We start from the raw sequence: 22040 nt of genomic DNA, 5'->3' as shown, positions 1-22040 counted from the left end.
CTATTAATCCTTAGAAAGAAAAGTAGTAGATTTATTGGGTTAACCTGGCAATATTCATGATGTTTACTGCACAGGTGTTTCTCAATGAGGTAAGGACTTTTAATATCGAATCGGGTAAGTGCTTACGTTCCAATAAATAATCAATTTGATCGATTATGGTATTGGTACAATTCATATTTTTTTCCAAAAGTGTAAATACATCTTTTACCTCCTCATGATCTTTGTAAATCTGACTTTTTTTTAGCTTATGCATGGTTAAATAATTTAGTTTAATAAAAGTTGTATTATGTAGTATATTTACTTTCCAAAAGCTTACTTCGAGAGTAGTTAAATATTTATTAATTATTTGATATTCAGACGTTTGATTATTTTGTTTCGATTTTATGCATAATTTTGCAACATCTAGGCTTTTGTATTCGTCTATATAAATGAATACAATTAGAAACAGTTTTTAATTAGAATCACTAACCAAAAGTAAAGGAAGTTTGTTACAAAGCGAGCTAATAGAACAGTGTAGAGCGAATGACCGCAGAGCACAGATGAAGCTTTATAATAAGTACTGCGACGGTATGTATTATGTGGCTTTACGATTCCTCAAAGATCCATTTGAGGCAGAGGAGGCTATGCAAGAATCTTTCATCAAGGCTTTTACGAGATTACATCAATTTACAGGTGATGTTACTTTTGGTGCTTGGCTTAAACGAATAGTAATTAATAAGAGCATTGATATGCTTAAAGCCAAAAAGATGAATATGGTGGCGATAAATGAACAGGTAATGACGACGGTGGAAGAACAGAATGATTGGTCTGTTTCAGATTCGGTTACCGTAGATGAAGTAAAGAAAGCTATAGAAAGATTACCTGAAAAATATAAATATGCAGTAATGCTATTTTTAATCGAAGGGTATGATCATAACGAAATAAGTGAAATACTAGATATCACTCCAGTTGCTTCTAGAACTTTAGTACATAGGGGAAAAAAGCAACTACAGGACCAACTAAAACATTTGAAAGATGGCACAAGATATTAGAGAGCTGTTGAGACAAGATAAAGCTATCCCTTCTGAACGATTGCAAGATGGACATCAAGCTCGTTTTATGGCTAGATTAGAGAAGGATTTACCCGAGCGGGAAACTAAATCGTCTAATTATGGCTGGCTTAAAATTGCAGCTAGTGTGGCTATTATTTTTTCCATTTCTATCACCGCATTTAACCAATTTGGTGGTAAGGATAATACCGGTACTGAGGTAGTAGATACTGAAACTACCAAAAATGCTACAGTAGTGTTGAACAAGCAATCCTCCGGGTTGGCAGATATGCACCCAGAATATGAAAAAGTAGAGAACTATTTGTTGACCAGTATTAAATTTCAATTATCCGAAATTACGGTCAATGATAAGAACAGAGAATTGGTAGAAAGTTTTAAGGTGCGTTTGAGTAATCTGGATAAAGAATACCAGAACTTAAATAAAGAATTGATGGAAGTCGGGCCAAACTTAGAGAGTATTGAAGCGATGAAGGAGAATCTAACACTTAGACTTTCATTATTAGAACAATTAAAAGAAAAACTTGAAGAATTAGAAAAAATTGAGAACGAAGGATATGACGAAATACAAGCTTAGCGGTATTACATTTTGCATTCTTAGTCTTTGTGTTACAGGGTTACTAGCTCAGGATAGACAAGAGAAACTTAATGAACGGATTTCTGTTGCTTCTGATGTTGCGTTAAACCTGAATACCAGCCATACCAATGTTGTTTTTGAAACCTGGAATAGAAATGAAATTGGGATTGAAGCTTATGTAGAGGGAGAGAATTTGGATGACGAAAATAGTAGAAGGATTATAGAAAGTTGGCAGTTGGATGTATTGGGAGATGATCAAAGTATTACGATCAACTCCAGAGCAGGAAATTTGTGGTCAGGAAAAGTTACTGCATCGAATTTTACGATTAGTGAAGAAGAGTTAAGAAAGTTAGATCCTGCTATTTCGGATCTTTTAGGGCCTCTTATCAAAAATATAGAGAATAATCCTATGCCTAATTCGCTTTCAAATGAGCAGCAATCTAATGTTAACCTCTCTAATAGGAGGTATTCAGAACAAGACGAGAAGTATGTGCAACAATGGGAGAGTCAAATTCGAGAAAAGTTCAGTGATGAGATCGAAAAGGAAAAGCAAAAATTGGCGCAGCAGTTAGAAAAGAATGGTGCTATTTCTGGAGATTTGCAGATCAAATTAGAGTGGGGAGAGCAGTACGGCAGACAAATGGAGGCCTGGGCAGCACAGTTTGTTAGAGACATACAAAATCAGCAGCAAGGAACGTCGAATGTAACAGTATACCAGTATACGGCAACACGACCTAATACCAAAGGAACGAGTAAGGTGATCAAAGTAAAGATGCCCAAAAATGCAAAGTTAAAGCTTAATATTCGTCATGGAGCAGTGCAACTTGCAGAAAAATCATATAATGTAAAAGCATCCTTATCGCATACCAGACTATCTGCTAATGTAATCGATGGAAATAAAACATTCATAAAAGCATCTTATTCTCCTGTATTTGTTAGACAATGGAATGATGGAAGACTAGTGGTGAATTATGTAAAAAACTGTAGAATTCAAATTGCTAAGAATCTTTTAGTAAACTCAGATTCAAGTAACATCTTTATTCAGCAAATGGATGAAAACGGAGCCATAGCGGCAAGTTTTGGAACAGTAACCATTGCGAATTTAGGAAGTTCTTTCAAGACATTGGATTTAGCCGTTCAGAATAGTGATTTTCGATTAAAATTACCTAAAACACCTTTTAATCTTACCTATACAGGCTCTCGTAGTAAGATTGGGTTGCCTAAAACATTGGAGATTAATACCAGAAGTAATTTTGGAAACGTTTTTATCAATGGTTATCAAGGTACACGCGATACAGACAAGCTGATTACTGTTAATGCTAAATACAGTAACGTGATTTTGAGTAAAGAATAAATATTTTTCATAATAATTGTAGTGTTAATTATAAAAAAGCTTCATCGGTACATATCGATGAGGCTTTTTTAGTGTAATACATTTTCTATTCTCATTTTTCTACCAAATAAAGCGTAAGAACCGTTGTCGGTTTTTGTCTTTGATCCTTACAAAAATGCATTTAATCTATTATTTCCCTGGATCTTTGAATGTAAGTTGTTGATAATCAAATTAATAACCTTTAAATAACTTAAATTTAACATTTTTTGTGTTTTTTATCGAGTATCGAATTCATTTGATCTAAAAGTCTGTTTTTTAGTTTGTTTAGCCATATTTAAGTAATATCATTGTATGGTAAACCCGTAACAGGGGGAAAACAAAGCATTATTCAAAAACCCTAGATAAGATGAAATTGATAACATGTATTTTTAGTTTATTTCTATTCTTAAATAGTTATGCAAACATTAGTGACGGCGATCTTAAAGTAGAAAAAGATGGTCTGGTTGTGGTTGTATTGGATTTTGAAGAAGGAGATAAAATTAAATTATTCGAGATTGAGACTGGAGAGCATATTCTTTCCAAAACTCATAGTGAGATCGATTTAAGTCAACTACCAGTAGGGTCTTACCTTCTAGAAAACAATGATGGTGAATCTGTTGTGATCGATAGAATGGAAGAAGAGTTAAAGGTTGATGGGGCGATCAATGCAATTCATAATGATTTTTTATTAGAAAGAGATAGTGCAAGAGTTATGGTTCCTGCAGAGATAGATGTTGAGCAAGAGTATATGCACTATTATGATAACTCAGAAACCAATCTTTTAGCGATTACAAGAGAAGGTGATGTGATTACGGTAGAGGATTTCGAAGAAGGAGACAAAATAAAATTATTTGAAGTAAAAAATACAGTTCACGTTTTAACAAAAACAACAAACTTTGTAGATCTTAGCCAATTGCCAGCTGGTGTTTACGTATTAGAGAACGACAGAGGAGATTCTGTAGTTGTAGAAAAGTTTGTAGACAAAGATCAAGTAGCAGAAATGTAGGAAATGCTATATAAAATGTGTAAAGCCTATCCAAACGGATAGGCTTTTTTGTTTGTGATCTAGGGGTATTGTTTTTATTTCTCTAGATTTTTGGTCATGTTGAAACCTACGAATAATCCAACACCAGCCATTAAGAAAATAGTTCCGGGATATGCAACTTCACGATTTAGACCAATTACTTGATGCAAGAGTCCCGCGATAAAAATACCTGCACCTATACCCATTAATAATAATGAGAAATTCAAGATAAACACTTTCCAAAAAGGTGTTACTCTTTTTTCTTTACTACTGTAGAAGATAGAGGCGTCTGCTCCTTTTTCTATCAATGCCATTCTTTCTTTATTTCTGGCAGCGATAAAGAGGTAGAATATTCCAAAAATGCAACCAAAAATAGATAGTGGTATTAATGCTTCAATAAAACTCATAATGTTGATTTTAAAATTTAGATTACTGTTCGTTTTTTCATTATGACGAGCAAATGTTTGGAGCGGTTACAAAAAATGTGAAAAAAAATTACTACCTTTTTTGAGTATTAGGTGTAACCGTAGTTAGATGAATGTCGTCTCATAGATAAATGAGCCATCAACCAGATCAATATTATATCCAAAAAGTACTAGAAGGCGATATCAACGCTTTTTCGATACTGGTAGAACGATATCAGAATTTGGTATATACTGTAGTGTATAGGGTGGTTAAAAATAAAGAACAGGCAGAAGAAGTGGCTCAGGACACCTTTGTCAAAGCGTATGAGTCATTAGCTAAGTATAGAGGAGAAGCTAAATTTTCGACTTGGTTATATACAATAGCCTATCGAAAAAGCCTGGATTTGGTGAAATCCAATAAACGATTAATAACTTCAGAATTGATAGAAGAGATTAATGAAGGAGATATAGAACTGGTTACTGATGCATTGAGCTATTTACAAGAACAGGAACGAAAAAAAATCATAGCAGAGAGTATCTTAAAACTACCACAAGAAACGGCAGTGTTAGTAACACTTTATTATTTTGAAGAAAAGAATATAAAGGAAATAGCTGATATTGTGGGGTTAACAGCAGATAATGTAAAAATAAAACTGTTTCGTAGTAGAAAAAAGTTATATTCGATACTGAAACATTATGTTTTACCAGAAATAAGTAATAAAAATGGAAGAGCAATTTAATGACGTAAAACGTTTAGTAAAAGAGGCAGGAATAGAACGTCCCTCGTTGGGTTTCTCTATCAATGTGATGCAAGATATTAAAAGGTTGAGTGCACAGGAGCCTATCGTCTATACACCTCTTATTTCTAAACGAGCCTGGTTTTGGATAGGAATATTAATTTTTGGTTTGGTTTTGAGTCTTGCGTTTTTAACTGATAACAATACATCGATTTTGGATAAAATTGATCTTTCTTCTTTACAATTAAAGGGGAAGTTGATCAATAACCCTTTTAAAGACTTTACACTTTACAAAACTACATTGTATGGGATTTTGTTCTTCTCCATATTATTTTTTGTACAGATCCCAATTCTAAAAAGAAGAATAGACAAGAGTTTTTCTTTATAGTTCTATTGTATATATACAACTAATCTTTTAAAAGATTTTTTAAACTCCGTTACATTCTCTATTTTACATACCCTAATTATTTATTATACATCGGTATGCAAAAAAGAGTCTGTATAATAGGGGCTGGCCCTAGCGGGATTACGGTGCTCAAGAATTTGATTGATAAAGGACTATCTGTGGTTTGTTATGATCAGAACAAAGAAGTAGGAGGTAACTGGATTTATTCTGAAGATGAAAGCCACTCTAGTGTTTTCGAGACCACTCATATTATTAGCTCTAAGACATTATCACAATACGAGGATTATACTTTTGACGATTTTGATAAAACGGTGGCCGATTACCCGTCACATGATGAATTAAGGAGGTATTTTCAAGCCTATGCTCGCTATTTTGACCTCTATCCATATATCGAATTTGGAACTAGCGTACTACATTGTGATAGAAAAGGAGATAATGAATGGCATGTTACTATCAAACAGCACAATCAAGAGCGTGTAGAAATATTTACCGATTTGGTAGCCTGTAACGGCCATCATTCTGTACCTAGAATGCCAGAGTATCCTGGAAATTTCAGCGGTTCCTTTATGCATTCGCATCACTACAAAAAAGCGTCACCATTTGCAGGAAAAAGAGTGTTGGTCATTGGAGGAGGGAATTCTGCTTGTGATGTAGCCGTAGAAACCAGCAGGGTGAGTGAGCGAACAAGTATAAGTTGGAGAAGGGGGTATCGTATTATTCCAAAGTTCTTTTTTGGATTACCCTCGGACATTGTGGGTGCAAGATCTGCCTGGTTGCCTGTAAAAATAAGAAGTTGGCTCAACGATCGATTACTGAACCTTCTTATAGGAAAGAATAAATTATATGGGCTACAGGAGGTAAAAACTAAATTTGGAGAAACTCACCCTACCATTAATGATGAACTGTTATATAAGATAAGACATGGAAAAGTTCACCCTAAAGTGGATATAGAACGGTTGGATGATAATACTGTCCATTTTAAAGATGGTACCAAAGAAGACTTTGACGTAATTATTGCGTGTACAGGTTTTGTTTTGAAGCATTCCTTTTTTAAGGATTCTTTTATCGATTATAGTGATGGTCCAGTACCTTTATATCTCAAAATGTTTCATCCAAAATATCATGATTTGTTTTTTGTGGGGATGTTTCAGCCATTAGGATGTATTTGGCCGGGATCAGAGTTGCAAAGTAAGATTTTGGCAAACTATTTGACTGGGGAGTGGAAAATGCCTCAAAATATTGAGAAGTTATGCGAGCGAGAAGTTACCCATCCACATTACAGGCAAATCAATACACCAAGACATACCATTACTGTGGATTATCATGATTTTAGAAGGGCGTTACTGAAACAACTTCCTAAAAATTGGATATCCAAAGAACCCAAAACCATTTCAAAAAGTGCTTAAATGAACAGTACAACGTTTAAAGATTTTTTAGGTCAGTTGACCGATAATTTTGTTCCTGTAGTATCTTCCGTATTTTCAAAAGATGATTATTTAGCCATAGACTTGTCCGAGTCCAATAAAGAGCTGGATACCATAGATGTTTCATCATCATCAGCATTTGATGATTATATTGCAGATTTTCTAAAACAACATAATGCTCAGGTAGCCTATGGTGGATATTTGGAAGTGCGATCGATGTATCGTCGAAGCACTCATTTTAACCAGCAAGATCCTACAACCGAGAGAAATATTCATTTGGGATTAGATGTTTGGTGTGATGCGGGTACAGAAATTTTGGCTCCAATCCCAGGAAGAATCCATAGCTACAAAAACAATAAGAATTATGGAGATTACGGTCCTACTATTATTTTGGAGCATGATTATCCCGAAATAACTTTTTATACTTTATACGGTCATCTTAGTGTAGCTTCGTTGGATCATATTGCCATTGGTCAGGAGGTTCGAGCAGGTGATGTTATTGCCAGATTAGGCGATGCGTCTGTAAATGGAGATTATGCTCCGCATTTACATTTTCAGGTTATGAAAGATCTGGAAGGAAACTCCGGAGATTATCCAGGAGTATCCAGTAAAAGTGAATTAGCTAGGTATCAAAACAATTGTCCTGATCCTAATCTACTACTTAAAATAAGGTAAAAAACACCTCAGAATTATCACATTTAGAACTATTTTGTTTAATTATACAAGTATAATTTAGCTATCTTATGTGTGCATAATCGATAAAACTATCTGGATATGTACTAATTTTAAGTGCCTGATTTAGTGTATTTTGTGTATTTAATCTAGTTTATTGTGTTTTTTGGCGACACTTACAATATTTAAATATCTGATAATCAATTATTTAAAGATATTTTTCTTCTTTTTTGGTATTTTGACGAAAATACGGCGTATTTGATCTAAAAACTTGATTTCTAGTTGGTAACACAATTATTTCGCTGTATTCTTGTATGGTAAAACCGTAGTTTCTTAACTACAAAGCCCCAAAAATGATGAAAACGATTACACTATTATTCAGTTTATTTTTATCTCTTGTTTGTATTGCTAAAGATGACAATGGTCTTGTTGTAAAGCAGGATGGTTTGGTTGTTGAAGTAATGGATTTCGAAGAAGGAGATAAATTAAAGTTATTCGAAGTTGAAACTGGAGATCACATCTTATCAAAATCTTATGCTCATATCGATTTAAGTCAGTTGCCAGTAGGTTCTTATATTTTAGAGAACAACCAAGGTCAATCTGTAGTTATCGATCGTTTAGAAGAAGAGTTGATGATCGAAGGAGCTGTTTTTGCTCAGGATGAAAATTTTGAGGTAGAAGATAGCATGATGACTGATGCTGGAGAGAGCACAGATGTTGAAGAAGGTTTCATCAAGAATTATGTAGATTCTAACCAAAATCAACTAGACATCCACAGAGATGGAGATATTGTTACTGTATTAAATTTTGAAGAAGGGGATAAATTAAAGTTGTTTGAAGTAAAAGATACAGTACACGTTTTATCAAAAACTACCAATGTTATCGATTTAAGTTTATTACCAGTAGGAGTTTACTTATTAGAAAATAACAACGGGGATTCAGTAATCGTTGAAAAGTTTATCGAAACTCAGAACAACCTTAGCGAACTATAAGAAAATTCATCGGGGGAGTTTTACAGCTCAAACAAAAATATAAAAGAAGCGGATCCAATTTGGATCCGCTTCTTTTTTTGGGATATAATGATGTAATGGGGGTTTTTTAGGGTATTTTAAAATTTAAATACATAGAATTATGATGTATTGTTTTTTTATGTATATTTGATCTATGTATTCAAAAGAACTTTTAAAAGGAACCCTTTCGGTAATTGTATTAAATATCCTTGCTGAAAATGGACGTATGTACGGCTATGAGATTTTTCAGAAAGTAAAGGAGCTGTCCGACGGCAAAATTTTGCTTAAGGATGGTTCGTTGTATCCTGCATTACAAAAGATGAAAAAAGAGGGGTTATTGACTTGCGAGGAAGTATATATCGGTAAAAGAATTCGAAAGTATTACTTGCTCACCAAAAAAGGAAAAGAGGAAAAAGTGTATTATTTGGAAGAACTGCAAGATTTTATAGCAACCATAAGCAAAGTTATTAACCCACAATTGAAGATTTCATGAGACTTACTGATGAACAGGAACGGAAGATTATTGAAGTTCTAGATAAAGATGGGTTAAAAATAAAGTCTTTGAGAGATGATATTTTGGATCATCTATGTTGTGTAGTAGAAATCCGAATAAAGAAAGGAGAAGCCTTTGAAATGGCCTTGCAAGAAGCATTAATAGAGCTAGCACCTAATGGATTGAGTGAGATTGAACGAAAAACAATTTTTTTATTAAACTATAAACGAATACTTATGATGAAAAGACTTATGTATCTAATTGGTTTTGTAGGAGCATTTACGCTTACAGGAGGTATTACTTTCAAAGTGTTGCACTACCCTTATGCTAATATGCTATTTACAGTAGGATTTCTGTTATTACTTTTTGTATTTCTGCCTTTATATACTTTTGATAAATTCAAGTTGGCAATAGCTCGTTCTTTGTCAGAACGACTAAAGATCATTATGGGCTGTGTTTCAGGAACTGTAATAGGCTTGTCTGGATTGTTTAAATTCTTGCATTGGCAAGGGGCTAGTGTCCTTTTGCTGGCGGGGGCGTTTATATTTGCTGCGGGATATTTGCCTTTTTTGTTTTTTACGATGTATAAAAAGTCTGTATCATAGATCAGCTCAAAAAGTATAAAAAAACCTGCAGTAAGAACTGCAGGTTTTTTTATGTAAAGTCTTGTAACTTCTTATTCGTTGATCAATACCCATTCTCCTTTTTCGATTAGAGGAATGGCTTGTTTGTATTTCAAGGTTTTATTTTCGCCACTCATTACGTGCTTAATGGTAACCCTATCGTTACGACCAATTTTAGGCTGCTCCCTTACAATGGTCTCTGTAACCTGTGGTCTTTGTTGTGTTTGGCCAGCAGCTCTATTCATGGCGGCACGCTCATCCATATTAGGAATCTCTTCTTTGCTAGTTTCCAGATTTTCTTTTCTTCTTACCTGGCGAGCTTCAGAGATGTCTTGTGTATTACCAGTAGGCAATTCTCCTTTGAATAAGAAAGAAATCACATCTTTATTTACTTCTTCGATCATAGCTTTGAACAACTCAAACGCTTCGAATTTGTAAATCAATAACGGATCTTTTTGTTCGTGAACGGCAAGCTGTACACTTTGTTTCAACTCATCCATTTTACGAAGATGAGTTTTCCAGGCATCGTCGATAATGGCTAGTGTGATGTTCTTTTCAAAATCGGTGATCAGCTGTTTCCCTTCAGAATCATATGCTTTTTTAAGATCTGTAGCAACATTCAGGCTCTTTACCCCATCCGTAAACGGTACAAGGATTCTTTCGTAATTGCTAGAAGGGTCTTCATATACTTGTTTGATCACCGGGAATGCAGTTTCTGCATTACGCTTCATTTTATCTTGATAGTGATCATAAGCTGCTTTGTATACTTGTCCTGCAATTTTTTGGGCATCCATTTTCTCAAACTCCTCTGCAGAGATAGGACTGCTCATAGAGAAATAGCGTATCAACTCAAACTCAAAGTTTTTGAAGTCTTGAGCATTCTTGTTGGATTCGGTGATCACTTCGGCAGTGTCGTAGATCATATTAGCGATATCTACACGCAAACGTTCTCCAAATAGCGCATGATATCTACGTTTGTATACCACTTCTCTTTGTGCGTTCATTACATCATCATATTCCAAGAGTCTTTTACGAACACCAAAGTTGTTTTCTTCTACTTTTTTCTGAGCTCTCTCAATAGATTTTGTGATCATAGAGTGTTGGATTACTTCTCCTTCTTCTAATCCCATTCTATCCATCATTTTGGCAATACGCTCAGAACCAAATAAGCGCATAAGGTTATCTTCTAGCGATACGTAGAACTGTGAGCTACCTGGATCTCCCTGACGTCCAGAACGACCTCTTAACTGTCGGTCTACACGTCTTGAATCATGGCGCTCTGTACCAATTATTGCAAGTCCACCAGCAGATTTTACCGCATCTGTAAGCTTGATATCGGTACCCCTACCAGCCATATTAGTAGCTATAGTAACCATACCTTGTTTACCTGCTTCAGCAACAATATCGGCTTCTTTTTTATGCAATTTCGCGTTCAGTACATTATGTGGAACCTTTCTGATGGTAAGCATTCTACTTAGTAATTCAGAAATTTCTACAGAGGTTGTACCGATCAATACAGGTCTACCTGCGTGAGACAATTCGGTTACCTGTTCGATAACGGCATTGTATTTTTCACGTTTTGTTTTATATACTAAATCTTCACGATCATGTCTTGCTATAGGTCGGTTGGTTGGAATTTCTACCACATCCAGTTTGTAAATTTCCCAAAGTTCACCTGCTTCGGTAACTGCGGTACCGGTCATACCTGATAACTTTCGGTACATTCTGAAGTAGTTCTGCAAAGTAACCGTAGCAAAGGTCTGCGTAGCATCCTCGATTTTCACATTTTCTTTAGCTTCGATCGCCTGGTGTAAACCATCGCTATAACGACGACCATCCATAATACGTCCGGTCTGTTCGTCAACGATCTTTACTTTATTATCCATTACCACATACTCCACATCTTTTTCGAATAATGAATATGCTTTTAGTAATTGTCTTAAGGTGTGAATACGTTCACTTTTTACGCTATAATCTCTAAAAAGATCTTCTTTCTTTTCAGCCTCTTCTTCCTTAGATAATCCTAACTCTTCAATTTTGGCGATTTCCATACCAATTTGAGGAAGTACAAAGAAATCTGGGTTTTCTTTTCCAGAAAGATATTCAACACCTTTATCGGTAAGATCTATTTGATTGTTCTTCTCTTCGATTACATAATACAGGTCGGCATCAATCTTATGCATCTCGCGATTGTTGTCTTGCATGTAGAAGTTTTCTGTTTTTTGAAGCAGTTGTTTTACTCCTTCTTCACTCAAAAACTTAATTAAGGCTTTGTTTTTTGGAATACCTCTATATACCTGTAGTAATTTAAAGCCACCTTCTTTGTTATCTCCTTCTTTGATGAGCTTCTTAGCTTCAGCAAGAACAGTGGTCAAATATTTTTGTTGAACAGCAACGATATCCGCAACCTTTGGTTTTAGTTGATCAAACTCATGAATATCTCCTTTTGGTATAGGGCCAGAAATAATCAACGGGGTACGTGCATCATCAATCAAAACAGAATCCACCTCGTCAATGATCGCATAGTTATGTGGACGTTGTACCAAATCTTCAGGAGCGTGAGACATATTATCACGCAGATAATCAAAACCAAATTCGTTATTGGTACCGTAAGTAATATCCGCGTTATAAGCTGCTCTACGTTCTGCTGAATTAGGTCTGTGGTTATCGATACAATCTACGGTAAGTCCATGAAACTGGAATATAGGAGCCATCCATTCGCTATCACGACGTGCCAGATAATCATTTACAGTTACCAGGTGTACTCCATTTCCAGAAAGCGCATTAAGATATACCGGTAGGGTAGCCACCAAAGTTTTACCCTCACCCGTCTGCATTTCTGCAATTTTACCTTCGTGCATGGCAATACCACCGATAAGCTGAACATCATAATGGATCATATCCCATTTCACCTCTTTACCGGCAGCATCCCAGCTTGTAGACCAAATTGCTTTGTCATTATCTAGTGTGATGTAATCTTTTGTTCCAGAAAGTTCTCTATCATAGGTAGAAGCACTTACTTCTATGGTTTCATTATTCGCAAAACGCTTCGCTGTTTCTTTAACGACAGCATAGGCTTCAGGTAGAATGTCATTTAATGCATTTTCTGTAGCCTCGTAAGCATCGTCCTTTAGCTTGTCGATTTCTGCGTAGATATCTTCTTTTTTGTCTATATCTTCTTCAGTATTTGCATCTTCCTGAAGTTTTTCAATTTTGGATTGAATGTCTTTTCTGGCATCATCAATCTGTTTTTTGAATGCTTCTGTTTTCGCACGCAGTTCATCATGAGATAATCCTTCAAGTCCTTTTTCAGCTTTTTTGATCAATTCAACTTTTGGCTGAATCTCTTTAATATCTTTTTTGGATTTATCTCCTACAAATACTTTTAATACAGAATCTAAAATTCCCATAATTTATGGTTATATGTTTATTGAGATGTTTGTTTCAAACACAACTGGTTGGAAGGTCCAACTGTTCGGGTCATTCGAGTCAAGTCCCAGATCTTGGGATTAGCGAAATTATCTCACGACCAATCAGGTCAAATTATACAATATTTTTACGATCAAAAATCGTAATCTAAGCGGCGTAATTTACGCAAAAAAAAGCCTCTTGCGAGACTTTTATAACTATTTCATTTTTTTAATATTCATCCTCATTCCAAAGATAATCTTCGTCTGTAGGATAATCGGGCCATATCTCTTCTATCGAATCATAAGAATCTCCTTCATCTTCAATCGCTTGCAAATTCTCCACAACTTCCAAAGGTGCTCCAGTACGAATTGCATAATCAATTAGTTCGTCTTTTGTAGCTGGCCAAGGTGCATCACTCAGATAGGATGCTAGTTCTAAAGTCCAATACATAGGTTTACTGGTTTATTTTCTGCAAAAATAATTTTTTAGTTTAAAAAGTCAAGTAAAAAATTAATTATTTAAACAATAATTATAAGAACGTGATTTTCTGGGGTTTTCCCTTATTAATTTTGCAGCTATTTTTAATTTAAGAATTCTTGGTAGGAATCCATTTTATCTCATCTGCTTTCAAATCGTGGGACAACTTTCGTGCCAGTACAAAAAGGTAGTCAGATAGTCGGTTTAAATATTGTAAGGTAGTGCCTTCAAAAGGCTCTAATTCATATAGTGCAGTAGCCAAACGTTCTGCTCTACGGCATACGCAGCGGGCTATATGACAGAATGACACAGTTTGATGCCCTCCTGGTAGTACAAAATGCGTCATTGGTGGTAAAGCTTCATTCATTCGATCCATTTCATTTTCTAATAATTCGATGTCTTCATCGGCTATGGTAGGGATGTTCAATCGTTTTTTACCACTTTTTAGCATTGCTTTTTCAGGATCTGTAGCCAACACAGCACCTACGGTGAAAAGTTTGTCCTGTATAGTAACCAAAACTTGTTTGCTAAGTTCATCGATATCTTGATCTCTGATCAATCCAATATGAGAATTCAATTCGTCGACCGTTCCATAACTGTCGATTCGAATATGATGCTTAGGGACTCGTGTGCCTCCAAAAAGGGCTGTAGTGCCTTTGTCCCCTGTTTTTGTGTATATTTTCATGTGAAATTAATTTCTTATTGCTCTTTTTCTTTCTTTTTGAAGTAATTTTTTTTGAAATTTCGTTTATCACGATCATACAGTTTGCGCTTATTGTTCTTGGTGTTCCAAGATACGATTGCAAATAAAATGGCAATCCCAATGACCATCAAGATAAGCTGGGTTTCTCCGGAAAGTGAATCAAACATTGTTTTTCTTTTAAGGTAAAAGTAGAAAAATGCTTTTAATTGAAGCTTATAAACAATCAGTATTTAAGAAGGAATATGCATTAAAAAATGCTAAATTTGTTGCGCTATGGAATTCTCTTCAAAATTATTGGAAAACGCAGTATACGAAATGTCTCAATTGCCAGGTATCGGGAAACGAACTGCTTTGAGATTAGTACTTCATTTATTAAGACAACCAGAGGCTCAAACAGAACATTTAACCTTGGCGTTGGGTCAATTAAGGAAAGAAATCAAGTTCTGTAAAAAATGCCATAGTATTAGTGATGTAGAAATCTGTGATATTTGTAGTAACCCTAGTCGAGAAAAGGAACTCGTTTGTGTTGTAGAGGATATTCGAGATGTAATGGCTATCGAAAGCACGGGGCAATACAGAGGTTTATATCATGTGCTGGGCGGAAAAATAAGTCCTTTGGATGGTGTTGGTCCGCAAGATTTAAAGATTAGTTCCCTGGTAGAAAAAGTGAAATCAGGAGAAATCAAAGAACTCATTTTTGCACTTAGCGCCACTATGGAAGGGGATACAACAAATTTTTATATCTATCGACAACTGGAAGGGCTGGAAGTGAAAATCTCCACGATTGCTCGGGGTATTGGAGTTAATGACGAGTTGGAGTATGCAGATGAAGTTACTTTGGGTAGAAGTATTATGAATAGAATTCCTTTTGAAAACGCTCTGAAGAATTCCTAACTTGTTACAGAAAAGTAAGTAACCTGAGACTATCAGTAATCATAGTAAATTACAATGTGCAATATTTCTTAGAGCAATGTCTATTGAGTCTAAGAGAGGTAATCGTTGCAGAAGATTCTGAAGTCATAGTTGTAGACAATAACTCTACGGATGACAGCTGTCAAATGATTCGGGACAAGTTTCCCGAAGTGCTATTGCTGGAAAACAAGAGCAACCTTGGGTTGGCCAAAGCAAACAATAAAGGAGTCGGTGTTTCTAGTGGAAAATTTTTGTGTTTTCTCAATCCGGATACTATTATTCCGGACAATGTATTTCCAAATCTTTTGAAAAAGGCAACACAACTACCACATGTTGGGTTAGTAGGACCCAGATTAATCAGTGGTAAGGGGAACTTTCTTCGGGAAAGTAAACGTAATATCCCTGCACCACTAACTTCTTTAAAAAGACTTTTAGGAATTCGTACGCGATTTGTAAAAAGCTATTTTGCCGATCATATTCAAGAACGAGAGATAGGAAGAGTCGATGTTTTGGATAGTGCATTTATGCTGATCAAAAAAGATCATTATCTGTCAGTTGGTGGTTTTGATGATGATTACTTTTTGTATGGTGAAGACCTGGATTTGTCATATAGAGTTAAGAAAATGGGATTGCTTAATTATTATTTAGGTACTATTACGGCTTTGCATTATAAGGGAGAAAGTGTCGATCGTAATGCTGATTTGGTAATGATTTTCTATGGAGCCATGCGATTGTTTTACAGCAAACATTTTAAAAGCAATCGCGTTCTTGATTTTATGGTTTCTGTGGGGATAAGAATGGTATCTTTTATACATTCATTTAAAGATTTTAAGAAGAATAGAAGAGAAGTAACACAGTATTATTTGATTTCAGAAAATGAAGTATTGAGTGCCAATATTGCATCAAAATTGAATACTGAATTGGTAAGAGTTTCTACAATAGAGAGAGAAGATTTGGGAGATAAGAATATCGAGATTATCTTTGATGGCGATTTTATGTCTTATCTTGAGATCATTAAACAAATGGAATTGTTGAATAAACAAAATGTCACTTTCAAAATACGACCAGCAGATTGTGACTATATTTTGGGGAGTGATTTTAGTGATGGAAAGGGAGAAGTGATCACATTTTAAATAAACTTTAATATAGAAAAACTAATTTTAAAGCTTTATTTTAATTAAATTCGCAAAAAATATAACATTTAAACACTTTGGATTAAGAATATGGCAAAATTTGAGCTAAAACTTCCAAAAATGGGTGAAAGTGTTGCAGAAGCAACAATAACAACTTGGTTAAAAGAAGTTGGAGATACTATCGAACTGGATGATGCTGTGGTAGAAATCGCAACAGATAAGGTAGATAGTGAAGTGCCTAGTGAGGTAGAAGGTGTACTAGTTGAGAAACTATTTGATGTGGACGATGTAGTACAGGTAGGTCAAACTATTGCCGTTATCGAAACCGAAGGAGCAGTTGTTCCTGATTCTGGATCTTCGACTGCGGTAGAAGAGGCACCTGCTGAAGTTCCTGCAGAAGCTGCGGTTATTGAAACCCAAATAGCTGAAACTGCAGAAGCAGTTAGTGCTACTGCAACTGACTTCTCAGAAGGGAGTAAGTTTTATTCTCCTTTAGTTAAAAATATCGCAACTGCAGAAGGAATATCTCTAGCAGAACTTGAGGCGCTGCAAGGCACAGGAAAAGATGGTCGAGTTACCAAAAATGATATTTTACAATTTGTAGAGGATCGCAAAAATGGTAAGGTAGCACCAGCTGTAGCTGCACCTGCAAAAGTAGCAGCAGAGAAACCTGCAGCAACACCGGTTAAAAAAGCAGAAACTCCAAAGGCAGCACCTGTGGTGGCTTCGGGAGAAGATGAAATTATAGAAATGACACGTATGGGTAAACTAATTGCCCATCATATGGTAGAATCTGTACAAACTTCGGCTCACGTACAATCGTTCATCGAGGCAGATGTAACCAATATCTGGAACTGGAGAAAGAAGGTGAAAGGAGATTTCATGAAAAGAGAAGGAGAGAACCTTACGTTTACCCCGATCTTCATGGAAGCTGTAGCAAAAGCCTTGAAAGACTTCCCGATGATGAATATATCTGTGTCAGGAGATAGTATTATTAAAAAGAAAAATATCAATTTAGGAATGGCGGCGGCATTGCCTGATGGGAATTTAATTGTGCCTGTGATTAAAAATGCAGATCAATTGAATCTTGTGGGGATGACTAAGGCTGTTAATGATTTGGCGGGTAGAGCTCGTGATAATAAGTTAAAGCCAGATGATATTCAAGATGGTACGTATACGGTTACTAATGTTGGAACTTTTGGTAGTATTATGGGTACGCCAATCATCAATCAACCGCAGGTTGGGATATTGGCTCTTGGTGCAATTCGCAAAGTTCCTGCTGTCATCGAGACTCCAGAAGGAGATTTTATTGGTATTCGATACAAAATGTTCTTATCGCATTCGTATGATCACAGAGTGGTAAATGGAGCTTTAGGAGGGCAGTTTGTACAACGAGTAAAAGATTACTTAGAAGCTTTTGATAGTAATAGAGAGATCTAAAAAAGATCAATCTTTTAAAATAATGGCAACCCTGCAGTTTTCTACTGTGGGGTTTGTTTTTTCTTGGAGTAATATCTGCTAATACTCAATCGAGCCATATGTAAAAATCAAAAAAATTTGGTCAATTCAAATAACTTGTTTAGTTTTGAAGTGTACTAGATAACTAATACACTAGATATGATTCAAATTAGAGGCTTAGGTTTTCAGTATCCAAAAGGAAGAACCATTCTTAATGATATTTCATTGGATTTTACTCCTGGTAACATCTATGGAGTATTTGGCGAAAATGGCGAAGGGAAAAGTACACTCATTAAGTTGATGGCAGGTTTGTTGTTTCCGAAAATCGGGTATTGTCAAATTTCTAGTCAGGACATTTCAAGAAGAAGTATCGAGAACCTACAAGAGATTTTTTTAGTCCCTGAAGATTTCGAATTACCCGCTTTGAGCATTGATAGTTTTGAAAAAATAAATGCTCCTTTTTACCCTAAATTCTCTAGAGATCAATTCTATCAATTGATTCAAGAGTTCAAGCTTTTTCCTAAAGAAAAACTATCTGCATTGTCGTTCGGACAAAAGAAAAAAGTACTCATCGCTTTTGGTATTGCTGCCAATACCAATTTGTTGCTTATGGATGAGCCTACTAATGGATTAGATATCCCTTCCAAAAGTCAGTTTAGAAGGATTATGGCTTCCGCAGTAGATCAGGGGAAATGTATAGTGATTTCAACTCATCAGGTAAGGGACTTGCATAGTCTGATTAATCATGTGGTGATTCTTGGGCAATCAAAAGTAATATTCGATCAATCGTTTTCTTCCGTTTCCGAAAAATTATGGTTTGGCAGACCAAAACAACAAATGATGGATGAAGTTTTATATGCCGAACCTACTTTTGGGGGTAGAGCAGTGTTGAAACGAGAAAATTTTGAAGAAACGGAGGTTGATCTTGAATTGTTGTTTAACGCTGTAGTTAGTAATCCGGACAAAATCAATACGGTAATAAAAAGTACACATTACGATGCAAAAGCTTAGTGCAAAAAGAATAGCAGGACTTATTTATAGGAGCGTGATATTGCTACGTGGAGCAATAATTACAGCCTTGCTTGTTGCAGGTGGACTTGTTTTTGTAGGAACATTAATAAATGTACGAGGAGACTTTATGGTAAAGCCAGATGAGTTCATTTCTATGTTTTCTATTTTGTTTTTGGTATTAGGTCTCTTGTTCACTTTTTCGATTTTTAGAGAAATTCAAGGAGATAAAACAAATCACTTCTACTTTTTGTTACCAGCGACTGCTTTAGAAAAAGTATTGGCTTCATGGTTGCTTTCCAATGTAATGTACATTGTAGTATTTAGTGTTTTTGCTTTTGTTGTTGGGCAATTGGCTATTGCTTTATGTAGCGTTTTTCCTAGTACAGATTTACATGTTTTACCTATTTTTTCGGATACATATTGGTGTTTAGTAAGGTTTTACTTTTTTGTTCAGCCTGCATTCTTACTGGGGGCATTAACCTTTACAAAAAATAGGATAGGTAAAACCCTGCTCGCTGCATTAGTGGTAGTTTTTGGGGTGTTTATTTATAATATGATATTGTGTTTTTGGTTTACAGGAGGGGCTTTTGATGTGTTTAGTTCTGATCCTTTTTCTACAGAAGGGTTTTCGTTGGCACAAAATGATCTATCAGGAGTCGGTGGATTTCTTTTCGGTTTGATTTTCGGGCCCATGATGCTTTTGGCAGCTTATTTTAAAATGACAGAAAAGGAGGCTTGATCATGGATTTTGATAACGGCAAACCGATATACTTACAAATTGTGGATTTCTTTTATGAGAATATTCTGATCCGTAAATGGCAGGAAAACGAAAGGATTCCTTCGGTAAGAGAGGTTGCTGTTATGGTAGAGGTAAATCCAAATACCGCAAGCCGGGCATTTACACATTTACAAGAACTAGAAGTGATTTATAATAAAAGAGGAATCGGATATTTTGTCTCAGAAAAAGGGTATGATACCGTACTCGAAATCAAGAAAAAAGAATTTATGGGAGTACGACTTCCGGATATGTTTAAAGAAATGATGCTACTCGATGTAGAGTTTGAAGAAGTGAAGAATTCTTATGACCAATATATTAAAAATGTAAGTGATGAAAAAAAGTAATTTGGTATTAATAATTGCAGTGGTGCTGCTGGCTTTTTTCTTTTTTGCTTTTCAGAAGATCATGCATGATTATATTGATAAAGTAGATCGAAGTAAAGTGAATCTTGCTGTTAAAGAGGAAGTAAGGGATGTTTCAGCATTCAAGAGCATCTACAACGAGGAAGGAGCTTATATCAATTTTATTCAGGATAGTATTACCCAACTCAAGATTAAAGCACCAGAAAACCTATTGCCTTTTGTAAAGATTAAAATATCTGGAGATACACTAAGAATAGAGAACGCCAAAGAAATACGAAAACGGGATAGTGTACAGATTTTTATTCATAATTCTGTATTAGAAGGAGTCGTAATGCATTCAGGAACTACTTTTGCAACTTTGGGACAAGTATCTGGGAAAGATCTTAATCTTCTGTTTAGTAACGAAAGTTATGGTGCGTTGGATTTATCCTATGAATCGGTAAGGAGCAAAGCGAAGTCTGGAGCTAAGGTTAATATCAAAGGGAATTCCAATCAAGTAGACTTTTCTAATTAATCAATTTAAATCATGAAGCATATGTAAATAGTACAAATTACATCATCAATCATCATCAATCAATTTCAATCATTAATCAAAAAACGAACATTATGAATTTCAATCCTAAAACAGGGATGGTCCTGGGATACCTATTTCTATTTCAGTTTGTATTAGGAGTATTGATCAACTTCTATTTACTGGGACCAGTTATTTTTGACAACGACTTTTTAACCCTTACTGCTTCCCATGAAACGGAGATTGTCACAGCCACTTTATTGGTAGTTTTGTTAGGTTGCATAAGTCTTTGGATAGCTATTACCTTAAAGCCATTTTTTGATACCTATAGCCGCAGGTTAGGAATGCTCTATCTGGTGCTCACCGTGGTGAGTTTTGCAGCTACTCTTATCGATAATACAGTACTGTTATCTTTATTGTCTATCAGTAGTGACTATGTTGAAGCTGACATCGCTAGCCAAGCTTACTTAAAGAGCTCGGGAACATTATTTCTGGAGGTACGAGGTTGGATTCATATGATGGATATGTTGGTAGGCGGACTTTCGGTTATGGTCTTGTATTATGGGTTCTGTAAAACCGAACTTGTTCCTTCACTATTTTCCATCTTAGGATGTCTTGCAGCAATAACCATGCTATCAAACGTGCTTTGGTCTTTGTATGATAGTGGTCTTATGATATTATATCTCCCTATAGGACTGTTGCAAATCGCTATTTCTTTTTGGCTTATTATCAAAGGGTTTAACCTGGAAAAATTAATCTCTATCGGGAGATAAGACATCAATCATCATCAATCAATTTCAATCATTAATCAAAAAATGAACAAAATGCATACAATTAACAAAACCATTCAATTTGGTGAATTTGTAGATGGGTATACGATACCTGTATTAAACGAACGAGAAATAAGAGCGGCTGCAGGCATTCTCTTTTTGATCATGTTTATCTCGATACTTATCGTAGTTTTTACAGGCGACTTCACTATGCTTAAATACGCAGTGACTATTTTTCTAACAGATATTATGATTAGAGTATTGATCAATCCAAGGTTTTCACCATTCTTAATACTGGGTCGGATGATTGTTCGCAATCAAGTGCCAGAATATGTGGGGGCGCCACAAAAGAAATTTGCCTGGAAAATAGGTTTAGTGCTATCCAGTATCATATTTGTATTATCTAATGTGGTCAATTCATATGGACCAGTTACTGCACTGATTTGTTTGATCTGCCTAGTATTTTTGTTTTGGGAAACCGCTTTTGGTATTTGCCTGGGCTGTAAGTTTTATGCAAGATTCTATAAGGATAAAGTGCAGTATTGTCCAGGGGAAGTTTGTGAACGAAAAGACAGACAAGATATACAAAAGACAACGGTGGCTCAGCGCATGATCTTTTTTGGGTTTATAGCCTATATTGTGATTATGGTATTTCTGCTTCAGGATATTTATGCCGAAGATCCAGCCAATTTATGGGATATTATTAATGGTACAGTAGAGGAATAA

26 protein-coding genes are annotated in these 22040 nt (G+C 35.5%); 20 read left to right on the top strand and 6 right to left on the bottom strand.

The annotated features are described in order from the left end of the window. Window positions 1-31 precede the first annotated feature (31 nt). The gene (locus AC0L3Q_RS17615; RefSeq protein ID WP_473281493.1) at window positions 32-253 is read right to left on the bottom strand and encodes a hypothetical protein; all 222 of its coding nucleotides are present in this window, start codon (window positions 251-253) and stop codon (window positions 32-34) included. A gap of 232 nt (window positions 254-485) precedes the next feature. Between AC0L3Q_RS17615 and AC0L3Q_RS17610 the strand changes: the two genes are divergently transcribed. The 4 genes from AC0L3Q_RS17610 (at window position 486) to AC0L3Q_RS17595 (ending at window position 4001) form a co-directional block, all read left to right on the top strand. Beyond that, window positions 486-1031 (top strand): RNA polymerase sigma factor, encoded by a 546-nt coding sequence (locus AC0L3Q_RS17610; protein ID WP_073320642.1) that lies wholly within the window; start codon window positions 486-488, stop codon window positions 1029-1031. Beyond that, on the top strand, window positions 1015-1623 hold the full coding sequence (locus AC0L3Q_RS17605) for a hypothetical protein (protein WP_473281491.1): 609 nt from the start codon (window positions 1015-1017) through the stop codon (window positions 1621-1623). The genes AC0L3Q_RS17610 and AC0L3Q_RS17605 overlap by 17 nt, the downstream gene beginning before the upstream one ends. Then, window positions 1604-2977, top strand: coding sequence for a hypothetical protein (locus tag AC0L3Q_RS17600; protein WP_473281489.1), 1374 nt, complete (start codon window positions 1604-1606; stop codon window positions 2975-2977). The genes AC0L3Q_RS17605 and AC0L3Q_RS17600 overlap by 20 nt, the downstream gene beginning before the upstream one ends. A 385-nt stretch (window positions 2978-3362) precedes the next feature. Next, window positions 3363-4001: a hypothetical protein gene (locus AC0L3Q_RS17595; protein ID WP_473281487.1), complete on the top strand. Its 639-nt coding sequence runs from the start codon at window positions 3363-3365 to the stop codon at window positions 3999-4001. Between the two features lie 74 nt (window positions 4002-4075). On the opposite strand, the gene AC0L3Q_RS17590 is transcribed toward AC0L3Q_RS17595, so the two are convergent. Next, a complete protein-coding gene (locus tag AC0L3Q_RS17590; RefSeq protein ID WP_473281485.1) occupies window positions 4076-4426 on the bottom strand; it encodes a DUF6249 domain-containing protein in 351 nt (116 codons plus the stop codon). A gap of 149 nt (window positions 4427-4575) precedes the next feature. Between AC0L3Q_RS17590 and AC0L3Q_RS17585 the strand changes: the two genes are divergently transcribed. From AC0L3Q_RS17585 to AC0L3Q_RS17555, 7 genes are all read left to right on the top strand, one after another. Next, on the top strand, window positions 4576-5163 hold the full coding sequence (locus AC0L3Q_RS17585) for an RNA polymerase sigma factor (protein ID WP_473281483.1): 588 nt from the start codon (window positions 4576-4578) through the stop codon (window positions 5161-5163). Further along, window positions 5147-5548: a hypothetical protein gene (locus tag AC0L3Q_RS17580; RefSeq protein WP_473281481.1), complete on the top strand. Its 402-nt coding sequence runs from the start codon at window positions 5147-5149 to the stop codon at window positions 5546-5548. The genes AC0L3Q_RS17585 and AC0L3Q_RS17580 overlap by 17 nt, the downstream gene beginning before the upstream one ends. A 95-nt stretch (window positions 5549-5643) precedes the next feature. Then, window positions 5644-6972, top strand: coding sequence for a flavin-containing monooxygenase (locus AC0L3Q_RS17575; protein ID WP_473281479.1), 1329 nt, complete (start codon window positions 5644-5646; stop codon window positions 6970-6972). Then, complete coding sequence (locus tag AC0L3Q_RS17570) at window positions 6973-7665, top strand: peptidoglycan DD-metalloendopeptidase family protein (protein WP_473281477.1); 693 nt, start codon at window positions 6973-6975, stop codon at window positions 7663-7665. Window positions 7666-8015: 350 nt separating this feature from the next. Next, window positions 8016-8654 (top strand): hypothetical protein, encoded by a 639-nt coding sequence (locus tag AC0L3Q_RS17565; RefSeq protein ID WP_473281475.1) that lies wholly within the window; start codon window positions 8016-8018, stop codon window positions 8652-8654. Window positions 8655-8826: 172 nt separating this feature from the next. After that, complete coding sequence (locus AC0L3Q_RS17560) at window positions 8827-9165, top strand: PadR family transcriptional regulator (protein WP_473281473.1); 339 nt, start codon at window positions 8827-8829, stop codon at window positions 9163-9165. After that, complete coding sequence (locus tag AC0L3Q_RS17555) at window positions 9162-9770, top strand: hypothetical protein (protein ID WP_473281471.1); 609 nt, start codon at window positions 9162-9164, stop codon at window positions 9768-9770. The genes AC0L3Q_RS17560 and AC0L3Q_RS17555 overlap by 4 nt, the downstream gene beginning before the upstream one ends. A gap of 71 nt (window positions 9771-9841) precedes the next feature. On the opposite strand, the gene secA is transcribed toward AC0L3Q_RS17555, so the two are convergent. From secA to AC0L3Q_RS17535, 4 genes are all read right to left on the bottom strand, one after another. Next, entirely contained in the window at window positions 9842-13198 is a 3357-nt protein-coding gene (gene secA, locus AC0L3Q_RS17550; RefSeq protein ID WP_473281469.1) for a preprotein translocase subunit SecA, read from the bottom strand. A 229-nt stretch (window positions 13199-13427) separates the two neighbouring features. Next, window positions 13428-13649: a DUF2795 domain-containing protein gene (locus tag AC0L3Q_RS17545; protein WP_008272287.1), complete on the bottom strand. Its 222-nt coding sequence runs from the start codon at window positions 13647-13649 to the stop codon at window positions 13428-13430. 136 nt (window positions 13650-13785) lie between these two features. Next, window positions 13786-14361: a cob(I)yrinic acid a,c-diamide adenosyltransferase gene (locus AC0L3Q_RS17540; RefSeq protein ID WP_473281466.1), complete on the bottom strand. Its 576-nt coding sequence runs from the start codon at window positions 14359-14361 to the stop codon at window positions 13786-13788. Window positions 14362-14375: 14 nt separating this feature from the next. After that, window positions 14376-14546, bottom strand: coding sequence for a hypothetical protein (locus AC0L3Q_RS17535; RefSeq protein ID WP_473281463.1), 171 nt, complete (start codon window positions 14544-14546; stop codon window positions 14376-14378). 106 nt (window positions 14547-14652) lie between these two features. On the opposite strand from AC0L3Q_RS17535, the gene recR reads away from it, so the two are divergent. The 9 genes from recR to AC0L3Q_RS17490 all read left to right on the top strand — a co-directional run bounded on the left by recR (window position 14653) and on the right by AC0L3Q_RS17490 (window position 22040). Continuing rightward, the gene (gene recR / locus AC0L3Q_RS17530; protein WP_473281460.1) at window positions 14653-15273 is read left to right on the top strand and encodes a recombination mediator RecR; all 621 of its coding nucleotides are present in this window, start codon (window positions 14653-14655) and stop codon (window positions 15271-15273) included. Window positions 15274-15296: 23 nt separating this feature from the next. Next, entirely contained in the window at window positions 15297-16424 is a 1128-nt protein-coding gene (locus AC0L3Q_RS17525; protein WP_473286960.1) for a glycosyltransferase family 2 protein, read from the top strand. A gap of 90 nt (window positions 16425-16514) precedes the next feature. Next, the gene (locus AC0L3Q_RS17520) at window positions 16515-17864 is read left to right on the top strand and encodes a dihydrolipoamide acetyltransferase family protein (protein ID WP_473281457.1); all 1350 of its coding nucleotides are present in this window, start codon (window positions 16515-16517) and stop codon (window positions 17862-17864) included. Window positions 17865-18041: 177 nt separating this feature from the next. Further along, the gene (locus tag AC0L3Q_RS17515) at window positions 18042-18893 is read left to right on the top strand and encodes an ABC transporter ATP-binding protein (RefSeq protein ID WP_073320589.1); all 852 of its coding nucleotides are present in this window, start codon (window positions 18042-18044) and stop codon (window positions 18891-18893) included. Next, window positions 18880-19632, top strand: coding sequence for a hypothetical protein (locus AC0L3Q_RS17510; RefSeq protein WP_473281454.1), 753 nt, complete (start codon window positions 18880-18882; stop codon window positions 19630-19632). The genes AC0L3Q_RS17515 and AC0L3Q_RS17510 overlap by 14 nt, the downstream gene beginning before the upstream one ends. A 2-nt stretch (window positions 19633-19634) precedes the next feature. Beyond that, window positions 19635-20015, top strand: coding sequence for a GntR family transcriptional regulator (locus AC0L3Q_RS17505; RefSeq protein WP_473281451.1), 381 nt, complete (start codon window positions 19635-19637; stop codon window positions 20013-20015). Then, a complete protein-coding gene (locus AC0L3Q_RS17500) occupies window positions 20002-20547 on the top strand; it encodes a GIN domain-containing protein (protein ID WP_473281449.1) in 546 nt (181 codons plus the stop codon). Before AC0L3Q_RS17505 ends, AC0L3Q_RS17500 begins: the two co-directional genes overlap by 14 nt. Before the next feature lie 92 nt (window positions 20548-20639). Beyond that, the gene (locus AC0L3Q_RS17495) at window positions 20640-21317 is read left to right on the top strand and encodes a DUF4386 domain-containing protein (RefSeq protein WP_473281446.1); all 678 of its coding nucleotides are present in this window, start codon (window positions 20640-20642) and stop codon (window positions 21315-21317) included. Window positions 21318-21368: 51 nt separating this feature from the next. Continuing rightward, window positions 21369-22040 (top strand): DUF4395 domain-containing protein, encoded by a 672-nt coding sequence (locus tag AC0L3Q_RS17490; protein ID WP_473281443.1) that lies wholly within the window; start codon window positions 21369-21371, stop codon window positions 22038-22040.

The sequence above is a fragment of the Aquimarina sp. KJ22-3 genome, assembly GCF_055808215.1.
This window is presented reverse-complemented; position numbering and strand designations above follow the sequence as displayed.

Excerpts from the sequence above, each read along its gene's own strand:
- AC0L3Q_RS17545 (WP_008272287.1), bottom strand. The coding sequence starts at position 13,649 with ATGTATTGGACTTTAGAACTAGCATCCTATCTGAGTGATGCACCTTGG.
- AC0L3Q_RS17590 (WP_473281485.1), bottom strand. The coding sequence starts at position 4,426 with ATGAGTTTTATTGAAGCATTAATACCACTATCTATTTTTGGTTGCATT.
- AC0L3Q_RS17535 (WP_473281463.1), bottom strand. The coding sequence starts at position 14,546 with ATGTTTGATTCACTTTCCGGAGAAACCCAGCTTATCTTGATGGTCATT.
- AC0L3Q_RS17515 (WP_073320589.1), top strand. The coding sequence starts at position 18,042 with ATGATTCAAATTAGAGGCTTAGGTTTTCAGTATCCAAAAGGAAGAACC.
- recR (WP_473281460.1), top strand. The coding sequence starts at position 14,653 with ATGGAATTCTCTTCAAAATTATTGGAAAACGCAGTATACGAAATGTCT.
- AC0L3Q_RS17555 (WP_473281471.1), top strand. The coding sequence starts at position 9,162 with ATGAGACTTACTGATGAACAGGAACGGAAGATTATTGAAGTTCTAGAT.
- AC0L3Q_RS17580 (WP_473281481.1), top strand. The coding sequence starts at position 5,147 with ATGGAAGAGCAATTTAATGACGTAAAACGTTTAGTAAAAGAGGCAGGA.
- AC0L3Q_RS17600 (WP_473281489.1), top strand. The coding sequence starts at position 1,604 with ATGACGAAATACAAGCTTAGCGGTATTACATTTTGCATTCTTAGTCTT.
- AC0L3Q_RS17605 (WP_473281491.1), top strand. The coding sequence starts at position 1,015 with ATGGCACAAGATATTAGAGAGCTGTTGAGACAAGATAAAGCTATCCCT.
- AC0L3Q_RS17520 (WP_473281457.1), top strand. The coding sequence starts at position 16,515 with ATGGCAAAATTTGAGCTAAAACTTCCAAAAATGGGTGAAAGTGTTGCA.
- AC0L3Q_RS17500 (WP_473281449.1), top strand. The coding sequence starts at position 20,002 with ATGAAAAAAAGTAATTTGGTATTAATAATTGCAGTGGTGCTGCTGGCT.
- AC0L3Q_RS17575 (WP_473281479.1), top strand. The coding sequence starts at position 5,644 with ATGCAAAAAAGAGTCTGTATAATAGGGGCTGGCCCTAGCGGGATTACG.
- AC0L3Q_RS17560 (WP_473281473.1), top strand. The coding sequence starts at position 8,827 with ATGTATTCAAAAGAACTTTTAAAAGGAACCCTTTCGGTAATTGTATTA.
- AC0L3Q_RS17570 (WP_473281477.1), top strand. The coding sequence starts at position 6,973 with ATGAACAGTACAACGTTTAAAGATTTTTTAGGTCAGTTGACCGATAAT.
- AC0L3Q_RS17615 (WP_473281493.1), bottom strand. The coding sequence starts at position 253 with ATGCATAAGCTAAAAAAAAGTCAGATTTACAAAGATCATGAGGAGGTA.
- AC0L3Q_RS17495 (WP_473281446.1), top strand. The coding sequence starts at position 20,640 with ATGAATTTCAATCCTAAAACAGGGATGGTCCTGGGATACCTATTTCTA.
- AC0L3Q_RS17540 (WP_473281466.1), bottom strand. The coding sequence starts at position 14,361 with ATGAAAATATACACAAAAACAGGGGACAAAGGCACTACAGCCCTTTTT.
- AC0L3Q_RS17505 (WP_473281451.1), top strand. The coding sequence starts at position 19,635 with ATGGATTTTGATAACGGCAAACCGATATACTTACAAATTGTGGATTTC.
- AC0L3Q_RS17490 (WP_473281443.1), top strand. The coding sequence starts at position 21,369 with ATGCATACAATTAACAAAACCATTCAATTTGGTGAATTTGTAGATGGG.
- AC0L3Q_RS17510 (WP_473281454.1), top strand. The coding sequence starts at position 18,880 with ATGCAAAAGCTTAGTGCAAAAAGAATAGCAGGACTTATTTATAGGAGC.
- AC0L3Q_RS17585 (WP_473281483.1), top strand. The coding sequence starts at position 4,576 with ATGAGCCATCAACCAGATCAATATTATATCCAAAAAGTACTAGAAGGC.
- AC0L3Q_RS17595 (WP_473281487.1), top strand. The coding sequence starts at position 3,363 with ATGAAATTGATAACATGTATTTTTAGTTTATTTCTATTCTTAAATAGT.
- secA (WP_473281469.1), bottom strand. The coding sequence starts at position 13,198 with ATGGGAATTTTAGATTCTGTATTAAAAGTATTTGTAGGAGATAAATCC.
- AC0L3Q_RS17565 (WP_473281475.1), top strand. The coding sequence starts at position 8,016 with ATGATGAAAACGATTACACTATTATTCAGTTTATTTTTATCTCTTGTT.